General features: G+C 54.2%; 16 protein-coding genes and 1 riboswitch. Of the genes, 10 read left to right on the forward strand and 6 right to left on the reverse strand.

Going from position 1 to position 17,768, the window contains the following annotated elements; genetic code table 11:
- Positions 1-104: 104 nt before the first annotated feature.
- Positions 105-485: a VOC family protein gene (locus LY85_RS11770; RefSeq protein WP_141826784.1), complete on the forward strand. Its 381-nt coding sequence runs from the start codon at positions 105-107 to the stop codon at positions 483-485.
- 167 nt (positions 486-652) lie between these two features.
- On the opposite strand, the gene LY85_RS11775 is transcribed toward LY85_RS11770, so the two are convergent.
- From LY85_RS11775 to LY85_RS11785, 3 genes are read right to left on the reverse strand one after another with little or no spacing between them, the layout of a single operon-like run.
- The gene (locus LY85_RS11775) at positions 653-1,435 is read right to left on the reverse strand and encodes a universal stress protein (RefSeq protein ID WP_052010412.1); all 783 of its coding nucleotides are present in this window, start codon (positions 1,433-1,435) and stop codon (positions 653-655) included.
- Positions 1,436-1,491: 56 nt separating this feature from the next.
- Positions 1,492-1,848 carry a fluoride efflux transporter CrcB gene (gene crcB / locus LY85_RS11780; protein WP_141826785.1) on the reverse strand — a complete coding sequence of 119 codons (357 nt, stop codon included), beginning with the start codon at positions 1,846-1,848 and terminating at the stop codon, positions 1,492-1,494.
- On the reverse strand, positions 1,848-2,237 hold the full coding sequence (locus LY85_RS11785; protein ID WP_185741197.1) for a CrcB family protein: 390 nt from the start codon (positions 2,235-2,237) through the stop codon (positions 1,848-1,850). Before LY85_RS11785 ends, crcB begins: the two co-directional genes overlap by 1 nt.
- A 135-nt stretch (positions 2,238-2,372) precedes the next feature.
- Positions 2,373-2,444, reverse strand: a riboswitch (Fluoride riboswitch).
- A gap of 273 nt (positions 2,445-2,717) precedes the next feature.
- Between LY85_RS11785 and LY85_RS11790 the strand changes: the two genes are divergently transcribed.
- From LY85_RS11790 to LY85_RS11805, 4 genes are all read left to right on the forward strand, one after another.
- Positions 2,718-3,176: a redox-sensing transcriptional repressor Rex gene (locus LY85_RS11790; protein ID WP_185741198.1), complete on the forward strand. Its 459-nt coding sequence runs from the start codon at positions 2,718-2,720 to the stop codon at positions 3,174-3,176.
- Positions 3,160-4,776 carry a DNA mismatch repair protein MutS gene (locus LY85_RS11795; RefSeq protein ID WP_141826788.1) on the forward strand — a complete coding sequence of 539 codons (1,617 nt, stop codon included), beginning with the start codon at positions 3,160-3,162 and terminating at the stop codon, positions 4,774-4,776. Before LY85_RS11790 ends, LY85_RS11795 begins: the two co-directional genes overlap by 17 nt.
- Before the next feature lie 4 nt (positions 4,777-4,780).
- Positions 4,781-6,265, forward strand: a complete 1,485-nt coding sequence (locus LY85_RS11800) for a DNA mismatch repair protein MutS (protein ID WP_185741200.1) — start codon at positions 4,781-4,783, stop codon at positions 6,263-6,265.
- An 85-nt stretch (positions 6,266-6,350) separates the two neighbouring features.
- A complete protein-coding gene (locus LY85_RS11805; RefSeq protein ID WP_141826790.1) occupies positions 6,351-7,103 on the forward strand; it encodes a YaaA family protein in 753 nt (250 codons plus the stop codon).
- A 23-nt stretch (positions 7,104-7,126) separates the two neighbouring features.
- Here LY85_RS11805 and LY85_RS11810 read toward each other — a convergent pair whose 3' ends face one another.
- Positions 7,127-10,444, reverse strand: coding sequence for a UvrD-helicase domain-containing protein (locus LY85_RS11810; RefSeq protein ID WP_141826791.1), 3,318 nt, complete (start codon positions 10,442-10,444; stop codon positions 7,127-7,129).
- 156 nt (positions 10,445-10,600) lie between these two features.
- Here LY85_RS11810 and LY85_RS11815 point away from each other — a divergent pair, with 156 nt between their 5' ends.
- On the forward strand, positions 10,601-11,734 hold the full coding sequence (locus tag LY85_RS11815) for an SPFH domain-containing protein (RefSeq protein ID WP_141826792.1): 1,134 nt from the start codon (positions 10,601-10,603) through the stop codon (positions 11,732-11,734).
- Position 11,735: 1 nt separating this feature from the next.
- The gene (locus LY85_RS11820) at positions 11,736-12,917 is read left to right on the forward strand and encodes a hypothetical protein (protein ID WP_141826793.1); all 1,182 of its coding nucleotides are present in this window, start codon (positions 11,736-11,738) and stop codon (positions 12,915-12,917) included.
- A gap of 34 nt (positions 12,918-12,951) precedes the next feature.
- Here LY85_RS11820 and LY85_RS11825 read toward each other — a convergent pair whose 3' ends face one another.
- Entirely contained in the window at positions 12,952-13,332 is a 381-nt protein-coding gene (locus LY85_RS11825) for a hypothetical protein (RefSeq protein WP_141826794.1), read from the reverse strand.
- A 117-nt stretch (positions 13,333-13,449) separates the two neighbouring features.
- Positions 13,450-13,950, reverse strand: coding sequence for a hypothetical protein (locus tag LY85_RS11830; RefSeq protein ID WP_141826795.1), 501 nt, complete (start codon positions 13,948-13,950; stop codon positions 13,450-13,452).
- A gap of 277 nt (positions 13,951-14,227) precedes the next feature.
- Between LY85_RS11830 and LY85_RS11835 the strand changes: the two genes are divergently transcribed.
- The 3 genes from LY85_RS11835 (at position 14,228) to LY85_RS11845 (ending at position 17,723) form a co-directional block, all read left to right on the forward strand.
- Entirely contained in the window at positions 14,228-14,980 is a 753-nt protein-coding gene (locus tag LY85_RS11835; protein ID WP_141826796.1) for a DeoR/GlpR family DNA-binding transcription regulator, read from the forward strand.
- A gap of 214 nt (positions 14,981-15,194) precedes the next feature.
- Positions 15,195-16,412: an MFS transporter gene (locus tag LY85_RS11840; RefSeq protein ID WP_141826797.1), complete on the forward strand. Its 1,218-nt coding sequence runs from the start codon at positions 15,195-15,197 to the stop codon at positions 16,410-16,412.
- 96 nt (positions 16,413-16,508) lie between these two features.
- Positions 16,509-17,723: an MFS transporter gene (locus LY85_RS11845; protein WP_141826798.1), complete on the forward strand. Its 1,215-nt coding sequence runs from the start codon at positions 16,509-16,511 to the stop codon at positions 17,721-17,723.
- Positions 17,724-17,768: the final 45 nt, after the last annotated feature.

Below are 17,768 nucleotides of genomic sequence, written 5' to 3' on the forward strand. Positions count from 1 at the left end.
CTGATTTTCAATATGAGATTTCGCCTTCTTTGGACTGCCATATGCTATAATAGAGATAAATTATCAGGCATGCGACCGCAAAAACTTATACAGGAGGAGTTCTTATGATTGACGGAATCTGCTTGGGCAATGTAATGGTTGACTGCGATGACGAACAAAGGCTGTGCGAATTCTACCACAGATTGCTTGGATGGGAAAAACGGAAAATGTTTGGCCGTCCTGCATTGTGCAATAAAAATGGGATTGTGTTTTTGTTTATCGAAGAAGAGCATTATGTCCCACCCATATGGCCGGAAGAAAAAGGGAAACAGCAAAAACAGATGCATTTCGATTTTCAGGTGCCGGATGTCCCGGCAGCGGTTGAATATGCCCAGTCTCTCGGTGCGACGAAAGCGGCGTCACAATTCGGGGGCAGTGAGTTTGTAACAATGATAGACCCTTCCGGACATCCCTTCTGCCTTTGTGCCGGGAATAATATGCCGTAACCGTACAAAGGGCCGACAACGCCGTTCATCATCAGCGACAAAAATCCATTTGCACTACTTCCTAAAAAATAAAGACAAGGTATCATACCTTGTCTTTATTTTCTGGTCTTTCAACATATGAATATTGGGATTTCAGGTGAGAAATAAGACGCGGCCTATAACGCCGGTTATTCCTCCAGACTTTCAAACCGTGCGATATAGTGAAATTTCAGCGGAGACGTCATACTCGGGTTGACGACCTCGATTTGGTCGAGCTGACGGAATGCAATGCCTGCTTCCAGACGGATTTCTCTTTCCTCGCCCTTTTTCAGGTCATAATGCTCCGGCTGGCCGTTTTGCAGCGGGGCGGACCATGTGCCGCCGTCCGGGTCGTAGGCGCTGTGGTTCAGGCGCAGCTTTCCCTCCAGCACCGTGATGCTGTACACGCATTTTCCCGCCTGCACCGGAAGCAGACAGGAGCTGGACCGAAAGCTCATCTGGCCGCTCAGCGTAACGATATCGTCCATATGCCGGCATTTCAGCACGTTCCCCGCCGATTTTTCACGGGGCATATTTTCCGGCACGATCATGACGATGCATTTCGCGTATTTTACGACATAGGCTGCAACCGAGCCGATTTTCTGGGACAGGCCGGTCTTTGTGGATTTGGTCATCACAATAATATCGATTTCGTCCTGCTCTGCACATTCGAGAATCTGGTCGCCGGCCCGCCCGAAAACGACCTGCTTTCGCACGGGATAGCCCGGCAGCTGTCCGGCCACCGCGTCCAAGGTCGATTTCAGCTGCGCTTTGGATTTTTGCAGTTCCTCTTCCGAATACATCGTTTCCGTGTCTTCCCGGACCATAAGCAGTACGATGCTCACATCCTCCGGCGTATAGAGCGATTTGATCAAATCGACCGCTTTCAGGCTCCGCGCTGTTCCGTCGATCGGAAGTAAAACCCTTCTCATAACCACACCTCCGTAAAATCAATGATTTTCGGGGAAACGGCGTCCCCCCGCTCGTTTCAAAAAAGCTTCCCCGTTCCGTAACCCATCAAAAAACAAAGAAGACCGGCTGCCAGCGACAATACGATAAACAATAGGGACTCCCTGACGGCGTCGTGCTGTATAAGCTGTACGCTTTCAACGGTAAAGGTGGAAAAAGTGGTAAAGGCGCCGCAAAAGCCGTCGCCCAGAAGCAGATAGGAATTTCCGCCGATGCCCAGCCCGCAAAAAATTCCCAGAAGGAATGCGCCCGATAGGTTGATGAAAAAGGTGCCGAAGGGAAATGTATGATTTTGCTTTTTTGAAAAGGCGGCTCCGATCTGATAGCGGGCGATTGCGCCGCAGACGCCGCCGACGCTCAGTAAGACAAAATCCATCAGGCGCGCCTCCGTTCCATCCGCTTTGCGGTTTTGATCCCGAGCCACGCGGCGGCAAGGCCCAGCAGGACGGAAGCGAAAACGTAAACCGCCGAAAGAAAAACATCCCCGGAAAGGCCCAATAAAACAGCTTCTTTGCAAAGGGTCGAAAACGTGGTATATCCTCCCAACAGGCCCGTGGTGATGCCCAGGCGCACTTCGGCGCTCACCGGGAATTTTTTTGCAAACAGGATGGTCAGAAAGCCCAGTAAAAAGCTCCCGCTTACGTTAATCAGGATCGTGAGAATGGGACGGTAAAGCTCGTCAAAGGGCAGCGGAAGCTGATGGACCACATACCTCAGGATAGTTCCGGCCGCCCCTCCGATCGCGACAGCGATATTTTTTTTCATAGATACCCCCAATTTTGGCATTTCAGTTGCTGCGACCAGGCCTTATTTGCATTCCTGATTTTACAAACAGGGCCTGAACTGTAAATTTTTCTGTTTTTGTGAAAGGAGAAAATAAAAAGCTGACCACTTTCTATGATTACCATAGAAGTCATCAGCTGAAAAGCAATTTTAGCAGAGCTAGGGGAGAACTTCATTCCCGTTTATGATTATAGCAAGTTATGACGGATTTTTCAACCTTTTCTCCGTTTAGGTGCGGCTTGTAAAGAAAAATGTAAGGAGCGTTATCCACTAAACGGAATTTTATTGCCCATTGATTTTTGCAGAAGCATGTTTTATAATAGCCTTGGGAATGAAGTACTCCCGCGGTAATACCGAAATGCGTGAAAGCTGATGACTTCTGTTTGGAAGCCATCGGCTTTTTTGTCGTTGTCAGGCTGTTGTGCCCAGAAAAGGCCGCAGCAGCGCGGTGGCTTCTGCATCATGAAAAGCAAAAGAAGGTGCGGCATGGAAGAAATCAATCCGGTCCCCGGCCCAAAGGCCGTCCGGCAGTCCAGGAAAACAGACGCCGTGGTCCTCGTCGGTGTCGGAAAGCTGGGAAAGGCGCTGATGAGCTATGCGGGCTATTCCGTATACGACCTTGATATTCTTGCCGGGTTTGACGTTGACCCGAGAATCATCAAAAAAGGTGCGTACGGAAAGCCGGTGTACCCTGTTGGCAGACTGAATGAAATCTGCCGCCGGCTGGACGCGAAAATCGGAGTGATCACAACGCCCGGAAGCTGTGCGCAGCCGGTATGCGACGCGCTGGTAAAAGCCGGAATCGTCGCGGTCTGGAATTATTCCTCGGTACGGCTGAAGGCACCGCCGCAGGTAATGGTGCATCACGAGGATATGACCGGTTCGCTCCGGCGTCTTGCCGAGTATGCTTCAAAGCACTGAAAAACAGGAAGAGGTGTGCAATGTGTTTTACAGTATCTTATTTCCGGCTGAGGAGCAGTGGGAGAAACCGAGAAAGGAAGCTGCGCCGGACTGTTTCAGGGACCTTTATCTTGACCAGATCTTCCGGCCGATCCTGAACGGCAGCAAGGAATACGGGCTCGAGGGCTTTTTCTACACGCCGCTTCGCGACGGCGATACCATTACCTACCGGCAGAAAGTCATGCGGGAGCTGGAAGACGACGGGCTGCGCGGTTTCTTTTCCGACTTTTCGCAATCCGTATATCGCCTCAGCCAATCCACGGAAGCCATCAAAAAATCGCTCACGTCCGAAAACAGCTATGAAAATCATTATCTAACCAAGGGGCGTCTGCTCGACTGTTCAGACAGCTACTGCACGGAGCTTGCCGGGCTGACAGACAGGCTGCGGGGCCGGACGCTTTGCTCGGACGGACTGCGCGGTTTTATGCGGTATCTGGCCGCCTATACGGGTACGGAGGCGTTCACGGAGCTTCGGGAACAGATCGGCCGGCTGCGCGAACAGCTTTCTTCCGTGGAATACTGCATGCTGATCAAAAACGGGGTCATCCGTGTCCGAAAATATGAAGGGCAGGAAGATCACAGTAAGGAAATTCTCAGGCTGTTCGACAAATTCCGTCAGGGGGACGGGACAAATTACCGCCGCAAGCTTTCCGAAGAACCGTCCGCGCAGCATGTGGAGGCGGCCGTGCTGAATATGGTCGCCTCGTGGTACAAGGACATTTTTGAGGATCTGGACCATTTCTGCTCGAAGTATCTGGATTTTATCGACCCGACCGTCGCGCGGTTTTCCCGTGAAATTCAGTTCTACCTCTCCTGGCTGGAGTATATCCGGCCGCATCGTGAGAAGGGACTCCCGTTCTGTTACCCGAAATTGTGCGAAAGCGCGGAACACCTTTACGACAGGGACGGTTTTGATCTGGCTTTGGCTTCCTCAATGGGAGGTGCCGGGCGGCCGGTGACGAATGATTTTGTACTGAATACACCGGAGCGGATCATTGTCGTGACCGGCCCCAATCAGGGTGGGAAGACGACCTTTGCCCGTGCCTTCGGACAGATCCATTATCTCTCCTGCCTGGGGCTGTGCGTGCCGGGAAGGGAGGCGGCGATCCTCCTTTTTGACAGTATCCTCACCCATTTTGGGCGGGAGGAGGATTTGTCCACCCAGAACGGAAAACTGCAGGACGATCTCGAACGTCTTCACGAGCTTCTCGGACGCGCTACTTCCCGGAGCATTCTCATCATCAACGAGATTTTTTCCTCCACCACTTTGACGGACGCGCTGCTGCTGGGGGGCCGCATGATGGACGCCCTTGCGAAGCTGGGTGCTCCCGCCGTGTGCGTCACCTTTATCGATGAGCTGGCCGCACACGGGGAGGAAACGGTCAGCATGATGAGCTCGGTCCGGGAGGACGACCCGGCGGTAAGGACTTTTCGGATTACCCGCAGGCCGCCCGACGGCCTTGCCTATGCAATGCACATCGCGGGAAAATACGGGCTGACCTATGAGCGGCTCTGCGAAAGGCTGCGCGGCGGATTTTACGATCATCGTAAGGGAGGCTGAAATTTTGAAAGTACACTTGATGGATCAGGATACGGATTTCAATCCGCAGCAAAAACCCTGCTTTGGGAAAGACACGCTGATCGCCGATCTTGAGTTTGCCCGCATCCTTTCGGCGATGGCGCAGGACGACACGATGATTCGGGAGGTGTGCAGTTCGGCACTGTTTTGTCCTCTGCGGACTGCACGGGAAATCCGCTATCGTCAGGAGGTCCTGAAGGACTGCATCAACAACCCCGAAACAGTGAGAAAGCTTTATGATATTACGGTTGAGACAATGGAGCGGAAACACAAATCCTGGTCGTGGCTGTCCACACGGCAGAATTTATCCAGCAATTTTTCCAGCGCAGTCGATTTACTGAAAATATACACGGAAATGCTGATGAAAATGTGCAATGCCACCGATGCGGATATGCGGAATTTTCATTCCGAAGGCTTCAAAAATTTTATCTCCATGCTGTGGCAGGAGCTCGATGACGATTATTTTTTACAGATTCATTCGCTTCTGAATGAGCTGAAGGATGAAAAGGGGATGCTGATCAGCGCCGAACTCGGCAATTACAATCAGGGAATCGATTATGTGATGCGGCGCAAAGAGAAAACGCATTTTTGGCGTCACTGGCATTTTGCCCCGTCTTTTACGCTCGCACCCCGTGACGACGCGGGGGCTTCCGATTTCGGCAACCGCCGCGCCCGTGCGATGAATGAAAGCATCAATGTGCTGGCGCAGTCGGCGGAGCACGTGGAAAGCTTTTTCGTTATCCTTCAAAAGGAGCTGGCCTTTTACGTCGGCTGCCTGAATTTATACGACAGGCTCCGGGCCGTGGGTATGCCGACCTGCATTCCCGAGCTGCTCCCGTTGGAAGCGGAGAGCCGGAAATACAAGGAGCTGTACGATGTCAGTCTAGCCCTGTTAAAGGACTCGGGAGTAACGGGAAACGAACTGAATGCGGAGGACCAGCGGCTTTATATCATCACGGGAGCCAATCAGGGAGGAAAATCCACCTTTCTCAGAAGCATCGGGCAGGCGCAGCTTATGATGCAGTGCGGAATGTTCGTCGGCGCGCAAAATTACCGTGCGCCGATACGGAACGGCGTATTTACGCACTTCAAAAAAGAGGAAGATACCACGATGACAAGCGGGAAGCTGGATGAGGAGCTTGCCCGCATGAGTGAGATTGCCGGCCGCCTGACTCCCGGAGCTCTGGTTCTGTTCAATGAATCGTTCGCCGCCACCAATGAGCGGGAGGGCTCCGAAATCTGCCGCCAGATAACAAAGGCGCTCGCGGACAACGGCATGGAAATCTTCTTCGTTACGCATCTTTACACCTTCGCGGCCGCCTTTTTCAGCCCGCGGTACCCGAAGGTCCAATTTCTCAGCGCGCAAAGGCTTGAAAACGGAGAACGTACTTTTAAAATCATGCCGGGGGAGCCTCTTCAGACGGCTTACGGCGAAGACCTGTACCGGAAAATATTCGGGCCGGAAGCGTAATGTCGGGCAATCCCGGAAGCGGATTTGTGTCCGCTCCGGCCCCATGCTATAATAGGGATATCCTAATATTTGGGAGGGATTCCCGATGCTTGCAATTCTTTCCCCCGCCAGAAATATCCGGCCCTTCTCTCTCGAAGGCGTAAAGCCGGGCCGCCCGCTTTTCCTAAAAGAGACCGGCCCGCTGGTGGATGCCCTTCGAAATTACAGCCCATGGGAGCTGGAAAGCCTTCTGGATTTAAATCCCGAGCGGGCCTTTACGCTCTATGACTTTTACCAGCACTTCGACCCGGCCGTCCCCGGTACGCCGGCGCTGCTGTCCTATTACGGCGCCGCTTTCCGGAATCTGAATGCCCGTGATTTTGATCTGAGGGATTTTTCCTTCGCACAGGAGCACCTGCGCATTTTAAGCGCCCTGTACGGGCTCCTGCGCCCGGCGGACGGGATTCAGCCCTACCGTCTGGGAATCAAAAAGGAATTCAGGGTCAACGGGCAGGACCTTTATGAATTTTGGGGCGACCGTCTGTACCGGAAGCTTCTTCAAAGCGGAGAGCCGGTCGTCAGCCTTGCTTCGGCGGACTATACCAGGCTGGCGGCTCCCCGTCTTCTTCCGGAGGACACCCTGATTACGTGCCGCTTTCTGGTGCAGAAGCCGGACGGCGCGCGCGGTACGGTTTCCAGCGTCCGGACAGCGCGGGGGCAGATGGCGCGCTTCCTTGTCAAACACAGAATCACGGAGCCGGAAGGGCTCAGGGAATTCGACTGGGAAGGCTACCGCTTTGTGGAAGGCCGCTCGGACGCCCGGAATTATGTCTTTATTCAGGACCGCAGCCGACTGTAAAAAACATGAAGCGCCGCCGTCCGTCAGAAAAAGCAGACCTGCTCGAATTCAGGCGCTTTTTTCCGCTCAAAAGCGGTACCCTCCGAAAGAAGGTCTGCGGGAAGTCCGGGGAGGAAGGGCGAGCGTGAGGAGGAAGTCAGCAGGACCAACTCGTCCTGCGCCCTTGTCATGCCGACGTAGAAGAGCCGGCGTTCCTCGTCCGGGTCACAGTCGCCCCGCCGGTTTTTCAGCGGGATCGTTCCGTCCTTTACGCCGCTGACAAACACAACGGGGAATTCGAGTCCCTTGGACGCGTGCAGGGTCATAAGCGAAACCGCGTCCGACGAATAGCTTCTCCCGCCGCTGCGCACCACGTCGCCTTCCCTCCCGAGCAGAAGATTCTGCAGGAGGGAAGGCATTTTTTCATGCAGAACGGCCATGTTGAGAAACAGCTCCATGCTCCGTACCTCCTGAAGCCCGTTATCGCCGATCCAGGCTTCTACCAGCTTCTGCGGTTTCCCGCTGCGGACGAGGGGCTCGTATTTGCGGAGCAGCCCGGAGAATTTTTGCGGATTTCCCGGGGAAGCGGGGAGTGTTTCCAAAAGCGTCAAAAGGGACGCGGTGCTTTTGTCCGTTCCGGAGTAGTCCTCCAGCACCCGCTGCGCCCGCCCGCCGGGGCAGACGCCCCATTCCTTCAGGCACAGCCGAAGGGAGATCAGGTCCGCCGGGTCAAGCAGAAAGCGGAAAAAGGCGACCGCTTTGCGCACCTCGCGGTCGGAAAGAAATTCATCCCGCCCGGCGACCAGATACGGGATGCCCTCTTTCCGGAGGCATTGCTCTAGAAGCTCCGCCTGACGGTTGGTCCGGTACAGTACGGCGATATCGGAAAAGCTCCTCGTCTGCTCCGTAACAGGCTTTTTTCCCTTTGGGTGGGACGAAGCGTGCGCGTCGAGCATATCGATGCCGCCGACCATGCGGTTGATTTCTTTGGCGATGAAAATCGCTTCCGGCAGCTCGCCGTCCGCCTCCAGAAGACGCACGCGGGCGCCGCTGTCCCTTTGCGCCTCAAGAGATGGTTCCGCGGTGTTTCTTTCCGGCAGAACGGACCGGGAGCAGCCAATGATTTCGGGGGTGGAACGGTAATTCTGCGTGAGCCGTACCCGGCGCGCCCCGGAAAAATTCCCGAAGAACCGGTCAAAACAGAGGGAGTCCGAGCCCCGGAATCCGTAAATGGACTGATCGGGGTCCCCGATTACGAAAAGTCCCGCACTGTTTTTCCCCCACTCCTGTATCAGGCGGTACTGGACGGGATTGATATCCTGAAATTCATCCACCAGAAGATAAGAAAAAGCGTTTCTGAGTTTTTTCTCCTCCCTGCTTCCCAGTTCTCCGTTTTGGAACAGGCTCAGCGTGTTCAGGAGGATGTCATCGTAGTCCAGTACGCCGTACTGCGCAAGCTGCTCACAGTACCGGTTATAGACCCCCTCCGGGACTTCCTCAGCTTCTTCCGGCAGCCGCGCGCCGCTTTTGATCAGGGAAATCTCCCTGAAAACATCCCGCGGGGACGCTTTGAGCCCGAGGTCCTTTAAAAGGTCCGCGAGGATGGAGAGCGCGTCCTGCTCGTCGATGATGGTGGGCGCTGTCTCACCCTTTTTTCCGGAGAGAATCTGCAGGCAGATGGAGTGGAACGTCCCGATGTGCATGCTTTTTACGATCCGCCTGTCCCCGAAATACGCAGCAAGGCGGGACCGCATTTCCGCCGCCGCCCGGTTTGTGAACGTGACGGCGGTAATCTGTGCGGGGGATACGCCGCATTCGCGGACGAGGCGGACGATCCGGCTTACAAGCGTCCGTGTTTTGCCGGTGCCGGGTCCGGCGATCACCGCGACGGCGGGGTCGGAAGCGGACACGGCCTCCCGCTGCTCCCGGTTCAATCCGCTGAAGGCGTCCTCAGCGGCAGCCGGAACTGCGCCTGCCTCTTTTTTCTGGGGCGGCGCATTCTCTGCTTCCAATCCCGCCGGAGAGTTGTCCGCCCGGCTTTTTCGCTTCCCTGTATTTTCCGGAGCAGACGGATCGCTTTGCTTTTCCTTAAAAAGACTGATCTGGCCGGAAAGCAGGCCGATCTCCTGCTGATCCAGAATTTTGACCTTTCCGTATTCCCCGTCGAATCCGGGCAGAACGGTTACCTTCCCGCCGCGGAGCCGGCGGATGCCCTCGGCGACCAGCGGGCCTGCCGCAAGCTCAATGTCGCCCAGCTGCGCCTCGCGCAGGATAAAGAGCTCCGGGCCAAGGCTGCGGATCAGGCCGGCGTACCTTTCCCCGACCTTCTTGCTTGCGGCAGTGAAGCCGGTCGACGCCGCAATCACCTCCCGCAGAGGGATCAGGCTTTCAAAACGCTTGGCCGAAGGGGGGATGTAGCCTTCCTCCCTGTCCGCAAGCGATTCCACCCGATTCAGCACCCCCACCGTGATCCTGCCGCCGCACACGGGGCAGACGCCCGACGCAGCCAGGGTCTCCGCGGGTTTCAGACACACCCCGCAGTTCCGGTGCCCGTCGTAGTGGTACTTTCCTTCCTCGGGAAAAAACTCGATCGTGCCGGAAAACTCCTTTGTGTCACGGTTCTGGAGCGCCCGCGAGATATCCGGGTAGGAAAGGCCGGTGTCGAAAAGGTTTGCCTCCCGCGCCAGGTTCCCCGGCGAATGGGCGTCCGAATTGGAAACCAGTGTGAAGCGGTCCAGTGCGGAGATGCGCCAGTTCATGGGCGGGTCGGAGGAAAGCCCGGTTTCGAGCGCGTGGATGTGCCCCGTCAGGTCCCCGAAGCATTCCTCGATATCGTCGAAACCGGAATAGGCGCCGAACAGGGAAAAATGCGGAGTCCAGATGTGGGCGGGAATAAAGATGGCGTCGGGGCACACGTCCAGCGTGATTTCCAGAAGGTCCCTGCTGTCGAGGCCGAGAATCGGTCTGCCGTCGGAATGCAGGTTGCCAATGGCCTCAAGCCTGTGGGAAAGGGCTTCGGCGCTTTCCAGAGTGGGAAGAAGAATTACATTATGTACCTTCCGGACCTTTCCGTTCTTTTTATAGATGGAGCTGATTTCGCCGGAGATCATGAAGCGGGGCTTGCTGCTGCTTCCCCCGATATCGTCCTCCCGGCAAAAGCTGTCTTTGAGGGTATAGAGTCCCTCCTCGGCCGGGATAAGCTTTTCCCGGAGCTCCTCCCGCCAGGCCGGATGGGTGAAGTCGCCTGTTCCGATCAGGTCGAGGCCCTTGCGCCGCGCCCACAGCTCCAGCATTTCGGGAATGCAATCCTTGCTGGTGGCCCGGGAATATTTTGAATGGATATGAAAATCGGCAATAAACATAGTAAACACCTGCATTTTATCATGAATTTACACCTATTATAGCATAAAAGTGCGAAAAACCACACGCCGGACTTTGCATTGGATAATTTACATCTCCCTTTTAGGGGCGTATAATAAAATTGATTTTTCCGGAAAATGATTTTTGGAGATGATGATGTGGGATTAATAAACTTTATTAAGAGCCAGTTCATTGAGGTGATTGAATGGGTTGACGATACGGAAAACACCATGGTGTATCGTTTTCCGGTTCAGGGAAAAGAAATCAAAATGGGCGCGAAGCTTACGGTAAGAGAATCTCAGATGGCGGTGTTCATCAATGAAGGGAAAGCCGCCGATGTCTTTCAGCCGGGTCTTTATACGCTTTCCACGGAAAATCTGCCGGTTATTACAAAACTGAATTCCTGGCCCTACGGGTTCAACTCTCCATTTAAAGCGGAAGTGTATTTTGTCAACACGAAGCAGTTTACGGACCAAAAATGGGGAACGGAAAATCCGGTCATGCTCCGCGACGCCGAATTTGGGATGCTTCGCCTGCGGGCATATGGAATCTACTCTTTCCGGGTGACCGATCCGCTGAGCTATTTAAAGCAGGTTTCAGGCACGAACGGCCTTTCAGATACCCAGAGCATTACCGGTCAGTTGAAGCGGCTCATTGTTTCAGGCTTAACCGACCTGCTCGGCGAGCTTAAAATTCCCGCGCTTGATCTTGCGCAGAACTATGACGAAATCAGCGGGAAGGCACAGCAAAAGCTGGCTCCTAAATTTGAGGAGTTCGGGTTATCTTTGGCTTCCTTCTATGTGGAAAATATATCCCTTCCGCAGGAAGTGGAAGCGGTGCTGGATAAAAGAACAGAAATGGGCCTGCTGGGAAATCTGCAGCAGTACGCTCAGTTTCAGGCCGCGGACTCCATTAAAGACGCCGCCAAAAATCCGGGCGGGCTTGCGGGGGCGGGCGTGGGCCTTGGCGCGGGTGCGGTGATGGGTTCCGTGTTTACTCAGTCGTTGACCCAGCCGCCCCAGCAGACCGGCGCGGCACCGGGAAGCCCCTGCCCCGCGTGCGGCGCACAGATACCGGCCGGCTCCAAATTTTGCCCCGGCTGCGGAAAGCCCAGCTCGCCGCCCGCGTTGAAATGCGTGAAATGCGGCGCTTCCATCAATGCAAACGCTAAATTCTGCCCTGAGTGCGGCGCGCCTCAGTCCAGCGAGGTCTTTTGCAAAAACTGTGGAACCAAGCTGACAGGCGGCGTTAAATTCTGCCCCCAATGCGGAACTAAGACAGGGGAGGATTAAAATGGAAACAGAAATGACCAATGAGAATGGAGTAAGCGGTGAGCATGTCAAATGCCCGTCCTGTGCGGCGGAAATGGTGTACAGCCCCGAAGAAAACATGCTCATCTGTCCCTACTGCGGTTCCCGCCGGGAAATTGCGGTCAGCGATGCCGCCATTGAGGAGCATGCCTTTGAAAATTCCCAAAGCCGCCCGGAGGAATGGGGTGTTTCCACAAAAGTCATCCACTGCAGCAACTGCGGCGCCAATATGGTTGCGGAATCAAATATTACGGCTCAGGTGTGCGCATACTGCGGTTCTCCGATGATTTCGCAAAGTGAAAATGCAGATTCCGTCCCGCCGGAATCCCTGATTCCATTCAAAATTTCTTCCGACACTGCGAAACAGTATTTTAAGGATTGGGTCAAAAGCAGGTTTTACGCTCCGCGTGCGCTTCGGGAGCAGAACCGCCTGCAGGAAAGGCTCCGCGGCGTTTACGTGCCCCATTTTACATATGACTGTAATACGGAATCGGATTACCATGCGCAGGCCGGGACACATTATTATAGTACGGAAATGGTCAGTGTCATGCGTGACGGGAAATCCGTCATGGAATCGCAGGCAGTGAAGAAAACGAGCTGGGCTCCCGTCAGCGGGCATTTTTCGCACAGCTTTGATGACGTTCTGATTTTGGCTTCAAAAAATATCGATGATAATTTGATTCGTCTGGAGTACAACCTGAAAGAGCTGGTTCCCTATCAGAAGGAATATCTTTACAGCTTCCTTGCCGAAAACAACAGCATCAGCAGGGAGGATTGCTGGAAATCGGCGCAGGGTATCATCGAAAGGAACCTCAGGGACAAAATCAGACGGACCATTGCTGCGGATGAGGTGAAAGACTTGACCTTCAGCACTTCATACCGCAATATCACGTTTAAAAGTGTGCTGCTGCCCGTATGGATTTCTTCCTATCTGTTTAAGGGGAAAACCTATCGTTTCATGGTTAACGGTCAATCCGGCGAAGTAAAAGGGAATTCTCCGGTCAGCGGGCTTCGTGTTTTTCTGAGCATTCTGGTTGCGTTGATCGTTACAGGCTTCTGTTTTGCGCTGAATCCGCTGCTGGGCGGCGTAGCAATGGTCGCGTCTGCGATGATCCTGTTCCATTTGGGCAGCAGAAAACCTAAAAAAGACAAGAAAAAGGGGTAGCTCAAACGAGCTGCCCCTTTCATTTATTATGATTTTAAGCTTCCTTTGTATTCCCTTTGTCCTTTTTAACATATGTTTGCCCGAAAAATGCGGAAAGGATAAACACCACGGCAAAAACAAAAGAAAAAACGGACCATATGGCTAAATCCTTATATGTACCAACATTGGTAGCTCCTATAATTCCGCCGATCGCATAAATAATCCCGGAAGCGATAGCGCCTCCCTTTGAAGCTCTTGCGGCAATTCCAACAATCCCGGCAATCAGTAAACAAATAGCAAGTATCGTTCCCGACGAGCCGCTGGTTTCACCGGCGTTTGCTAAGGTATTCCCTATGCCGGCCACGCATGATTGGAAAAGGACAAAAAGAGACATTACAATTGACACAATACCAATGACAAGCTTTGCAGTTTTCATGACTTACTCTCCTTCTGTTTACAGTTTATACATATATTTTATCACTATAAGAATAAAAAGCAAGCAGAAAATTCCATAATTTCAAATTTTTACAAAAAGATTGAAGAGCCCTGTCCGTCAGGTAATACGGTTAATGGACCATACGGCGCTATCAATACTTAAAGTCAGCGTCATGCCGTCCGCCACATAATAAAGCCCGACGGTATCTCCCGCGTTCAGCTGGGCTTCACCGGTTAACGTCACCGTACCCGCCCCCAGCACGGCTCTCAGGGTTAAGAGCGTCACAGCAACATTCAACAGGGGAAGAAGACCGCTGATCAGGTCTCTGGAGCTGGGCGCGGAGCGTCTGACTATAAACCAGGGGGTGATTCCCGCACCCAGAGAAAGCGTCAGGGCCGAGTTCAGGGTATAGCTGACGGTTGCGGCTATGGCGTATCTTCCGGTTGCCGGAACGGTATAATTTCCTGTAGTCGCATTGAAATTTCCGCTGTTAAAATAAGGGGACGTTACGGTCCATGGCTTCAGCTGCGTATCCGCAGACATGGAAATCGAAGAGACAAAGGCTGAAAAGCCTTCCTGCGCGGCGTCCGGGATTGCCAATGGCCAGATATTCAACATAGCGATTTTGTCAGCTCCTGTGTCAATCGTAAAAAGGCCCCGCTGCAAGCGCAGCGGAAGGCTCCTTTTTCTGCATATCTGATACAGTATATTCATTGTCCGTTCGATTTGCCCGATTTTTCCCGCAGCCGGAGATCCCCGGGGGCGGCTCAGGGAAATCTGTTCGGAAGGCCTGGTATATTTCTATAGAAAAGGATGCTGGTTTGACAAGTATTTTCCAATGCTTTATAATTGTTTCAATAATTTTTTTTGTTGTTACAAAAGGATAGGAGGAAGAATGAAGCAGCGGAGAGAACAGATCGTGGAACTTGTCAACAGCGAGGGCGCTGTCAGCTTTGCGAAATTGAAGGCCGCATTTCCTAAGGTTTCGGAAATGACCCTGCGCAATGATCTGAAGTTTCTGGATCAGGCCCGCCAGATCGTCCGCGTGCACGGCGGAGCAAAATCGGTGGAGGTGGTGATCGGAACGGACGATCTGTTTTACAAGCGCAGTACGCGGAATATGGAAAAGAAGCGTCAAATTACCGAAAAAGCGGTGAAACTCCTGCGCCCGGGGACATCCGTCTTCCTCGATTCCGGAACGACGGCTACGGAGCTGGCCCGTGTTTTTCCCGATGAATCCTACCTGATTTTTACCGGGGGAATCAGCTGCGCGCTGGAACTGGCGCATCTGACGCAGTCACAGGTCCATGTTCTCGGCGGACAGATGAACCGTTTCAGCCTGAGCGTGAACGGTATCAACAGCGTGAAAGCGATCGAGAATGTCAATTTCAGCATCGCGTTTCTGGGCGTGACCGGTTACAGTCCGGAAACGGGTTTCAACTGCGGCGTAGAGGACGAGAACGAACTGAAAAAGGCGGTTCTCCGCAAATCCGAAAGGGTAGTCGCTTTAATGGATTCCGGGAAAGTAGGTATTGTCAGCACCTTTACTTTTGCAACGCTCAAGGACATTGATATGGTGGTTTCCGACGATGAACTGGACCCCGAAACGAAAGGCTTTTTTCAATCCCACGGAGTAGAAGTCCTCTAGGCTTCCTCATTTTTTGTCTGTCCCTGCTGATTTGGCTGCGAAAGCTTTTCTGTACCCGGTAAAAACCGGCTGCGAAAAAGAATTGTGAAGGAAAGAGCGAGCATACTAAACCCGAATGGATTTCACATAAAGAGCGGGACAGTTTGAAGATACGGCGCCAAACAGCAAATTGCAGACACGACCGTTTCCCCCGGCGCCGGCGGAGGGAGGACATATGAAGAAAAATACCGGAGGACTGCGCATCGTAATGATGCTCGGCCTGTGCGGGGCTTTCGCGGTTTTCAGCTCCACCATATCAAAATCGCCGGTTTTGCCGATCTTTGCAAAGAATCTCGGCGCGACCGGCACCCAGATCGGGTGGATCGCTTCGGCGTCCACCCTGCCCGGAATCCTGATAAGCTATCTGGCCGGGGATCTGGCCGACCGTTTCGGATATAAAAAAATCCTGATCGGATCCCTGCTCGTTTTTGCAAGCGCGCCGTTTGTTTACTTTCTGGTAATCAATCCGATGGGGCTGGCGGCGGTGCGTTTCTACCACGGCTTTGCGACCGCGGCGTTTGACCCGGTGGCAATGGCGGCTATCGCGGCTTTCAGCCGGAACAACACCGGACAGAACCTGTCCCTCTATACCTCCGCCACGCTGATCGGCCGGGCGCTGGCGCCGACTGTGGGCGGCGCGGCGTATGAGTACGGAGGGATCCCTGCGGTATACGGGATTGCGGGCGGCGCGGGCATTCTGGCCTTGGCCTTTGCAGTCTGGTATTTCCATAAAAGCAAAAACATGCAGCGGGCGGAGGAAACGGCCAAAAGCCGGAAGGATGAAGCCGAAAAAATTTCCTCCCTGAAAAAGCTGTGGGGCATGCTGCGCTACCGGCCCCTGCTTCTGGTCGGGGTTCTGAACGCCTGCGCGTATTTTTCCTACGGCGCGTTTGAGATGATCTTTCCCCTTTACGCGAAACAGCTCGGAATGTCCACCGGGCAGATCGGGTATGTGCTCGGCGCCCAGCTGATCGGAATGATTTTGCTGAAACCGGTGTTCGGCCGGGTGTCCGACCGCGTGGGCCGCCTGCCGCTGATGGTCGTCGGGCTGTTCGTCTGCTCGGGCACTTTTTTTCTGCTGACCTTTCTCAAAGCGGTCATGCTTGTGATCCCCCTTATTGTGGTCTACGGCCTGGGATTCGCCCTGATTACCTCCGGAACCAACGCGCTGGCGGCGGACGTTGCGCAGAAGGGGCAGCTCGGCGGGTCGCTGGGCGTGATGAGCACCATGATGGACATCGGCCAGACCTTCGGCCCGCCCGCGATCGGCGCGGTGAGCGACGTGTTCAGCTACACGGCCGGAATCGCCGCGCTGGGGGGAATCCTGCTGCTCGCGGCGGCAGGATGTATTTTTGCGCTCATCAGACAGCGGAAAACGCCCCGCCCGGATTAAGCTTTCCTTGACGGTCACGGTAAGTTACGGTATCATATCATAGGAATGACCGGCGGGCCGGGCCGGAACGCTTAACGGGGGGAACGGAAATATCCTATGCAACAAAATTGGAAAAAGAATACGGTTCTGTTTCTGACAAGCCAGACGGTTTCTCTGTTCGGTTCGTCGCTGGTTCAGTATGCCATCATGTGGTATATCACCCTTCAGACCAAGTCGGGCGTCATGATGATGATCTCCATCCTCTGCGGCTTTATCCCCACCTTTCTGCTTTCGCCCTTTGCGGGCGTCTGGGCGGACCGCTACGACCGGAAAATCCTGATTGCCCTGTCGGACTCCATGATCGCGCTGTCGACGCTGGTCATGGCGGTGCTGTTCCTTCTGGGGTACAAGGCCATGTGGCTGCTTTTTGTTATATCGGCCGTGCGCGCGCTGGGCTCCGCGGTGCAGACGCCGTGTGTGGGCGCGTTTCTGCCGCAGCTGGTGCCGGTGGAAAAGCTTACCGCGGTCAACGGGATCAACTCGAGCATTCAGTCCGCCATCCTGCTGCTTTCCCCCATCGCCAGCGGCGCGCTGATGTCGGCGGCGCCGATTGAGACCATCTTTTTTATTGATGTGGGAACCGCCGCAATCGGTGTTTTTACGCTGCTCTTTTTCCTTCGCGTCCCTGCCCGGGCGGGCGGCGCGGCGCCGGAAAGCTCTGGCTATTTCGAGGGGCTGCGGCTGGGATTTTCCTATATCGGCACACACCCGTACCTGAAACGGTTCTTTCTGTTCTTTGCCCTTTTCACCTTTCTGGCGGCCCCGGCGGCTTTTCTGACCCCGCTGCAGGTCACACGCAGCTTTGGAGAAGAGGTCTGGTACCTGACCGCGATCGAAATCGCCTTTTCCCTCGGGATGATGCTGGGCGGACTCCTGATGGCCTGCTGGGGCGGCCTGAGAAACCGCGTGCACACTATGGCGCTTTCCAGCTTTCTGATCGGTGTCGGGGTGTTTCTGCTGGGCGTTGTCACCGATTTTTGGGTCTATCTGGCGCTGATGGGGCTTGTCGGATTCGTCATGCCCATTTTCAACACGCCCTCCACCGTCCTGCTTCAGGAAAAGGTGGAGCCGGATTACCTTGGCCGCGTGTTCGGCGTGCTGACCATGATTACCAGTATGAGCATGCCTTTGGGAATGCTTTTGTTCGGCCCCCTGTCCGATTGGATCAAAATCGAATGGATGCTGGTTGCGACCGGGGTGCTGATTTTCGTGGAAGGACTGTTCCTGGTTTTCAGCAAAAAGCTTGTGGAGGCCGGGCAGAAGCCGGTCTGAACGGATAACAGGATAGCATTATAAGGGCGCATATCCCGTTTGGGG

Source organism: Clostridium sp. KNHs216 (assembly GCF_006714885.1).
Classification (GTDB): Bacteria; Bacillota; Clostridia; order Oscillospirales; family Acutalibacteraceae; genus Caproiciproducens.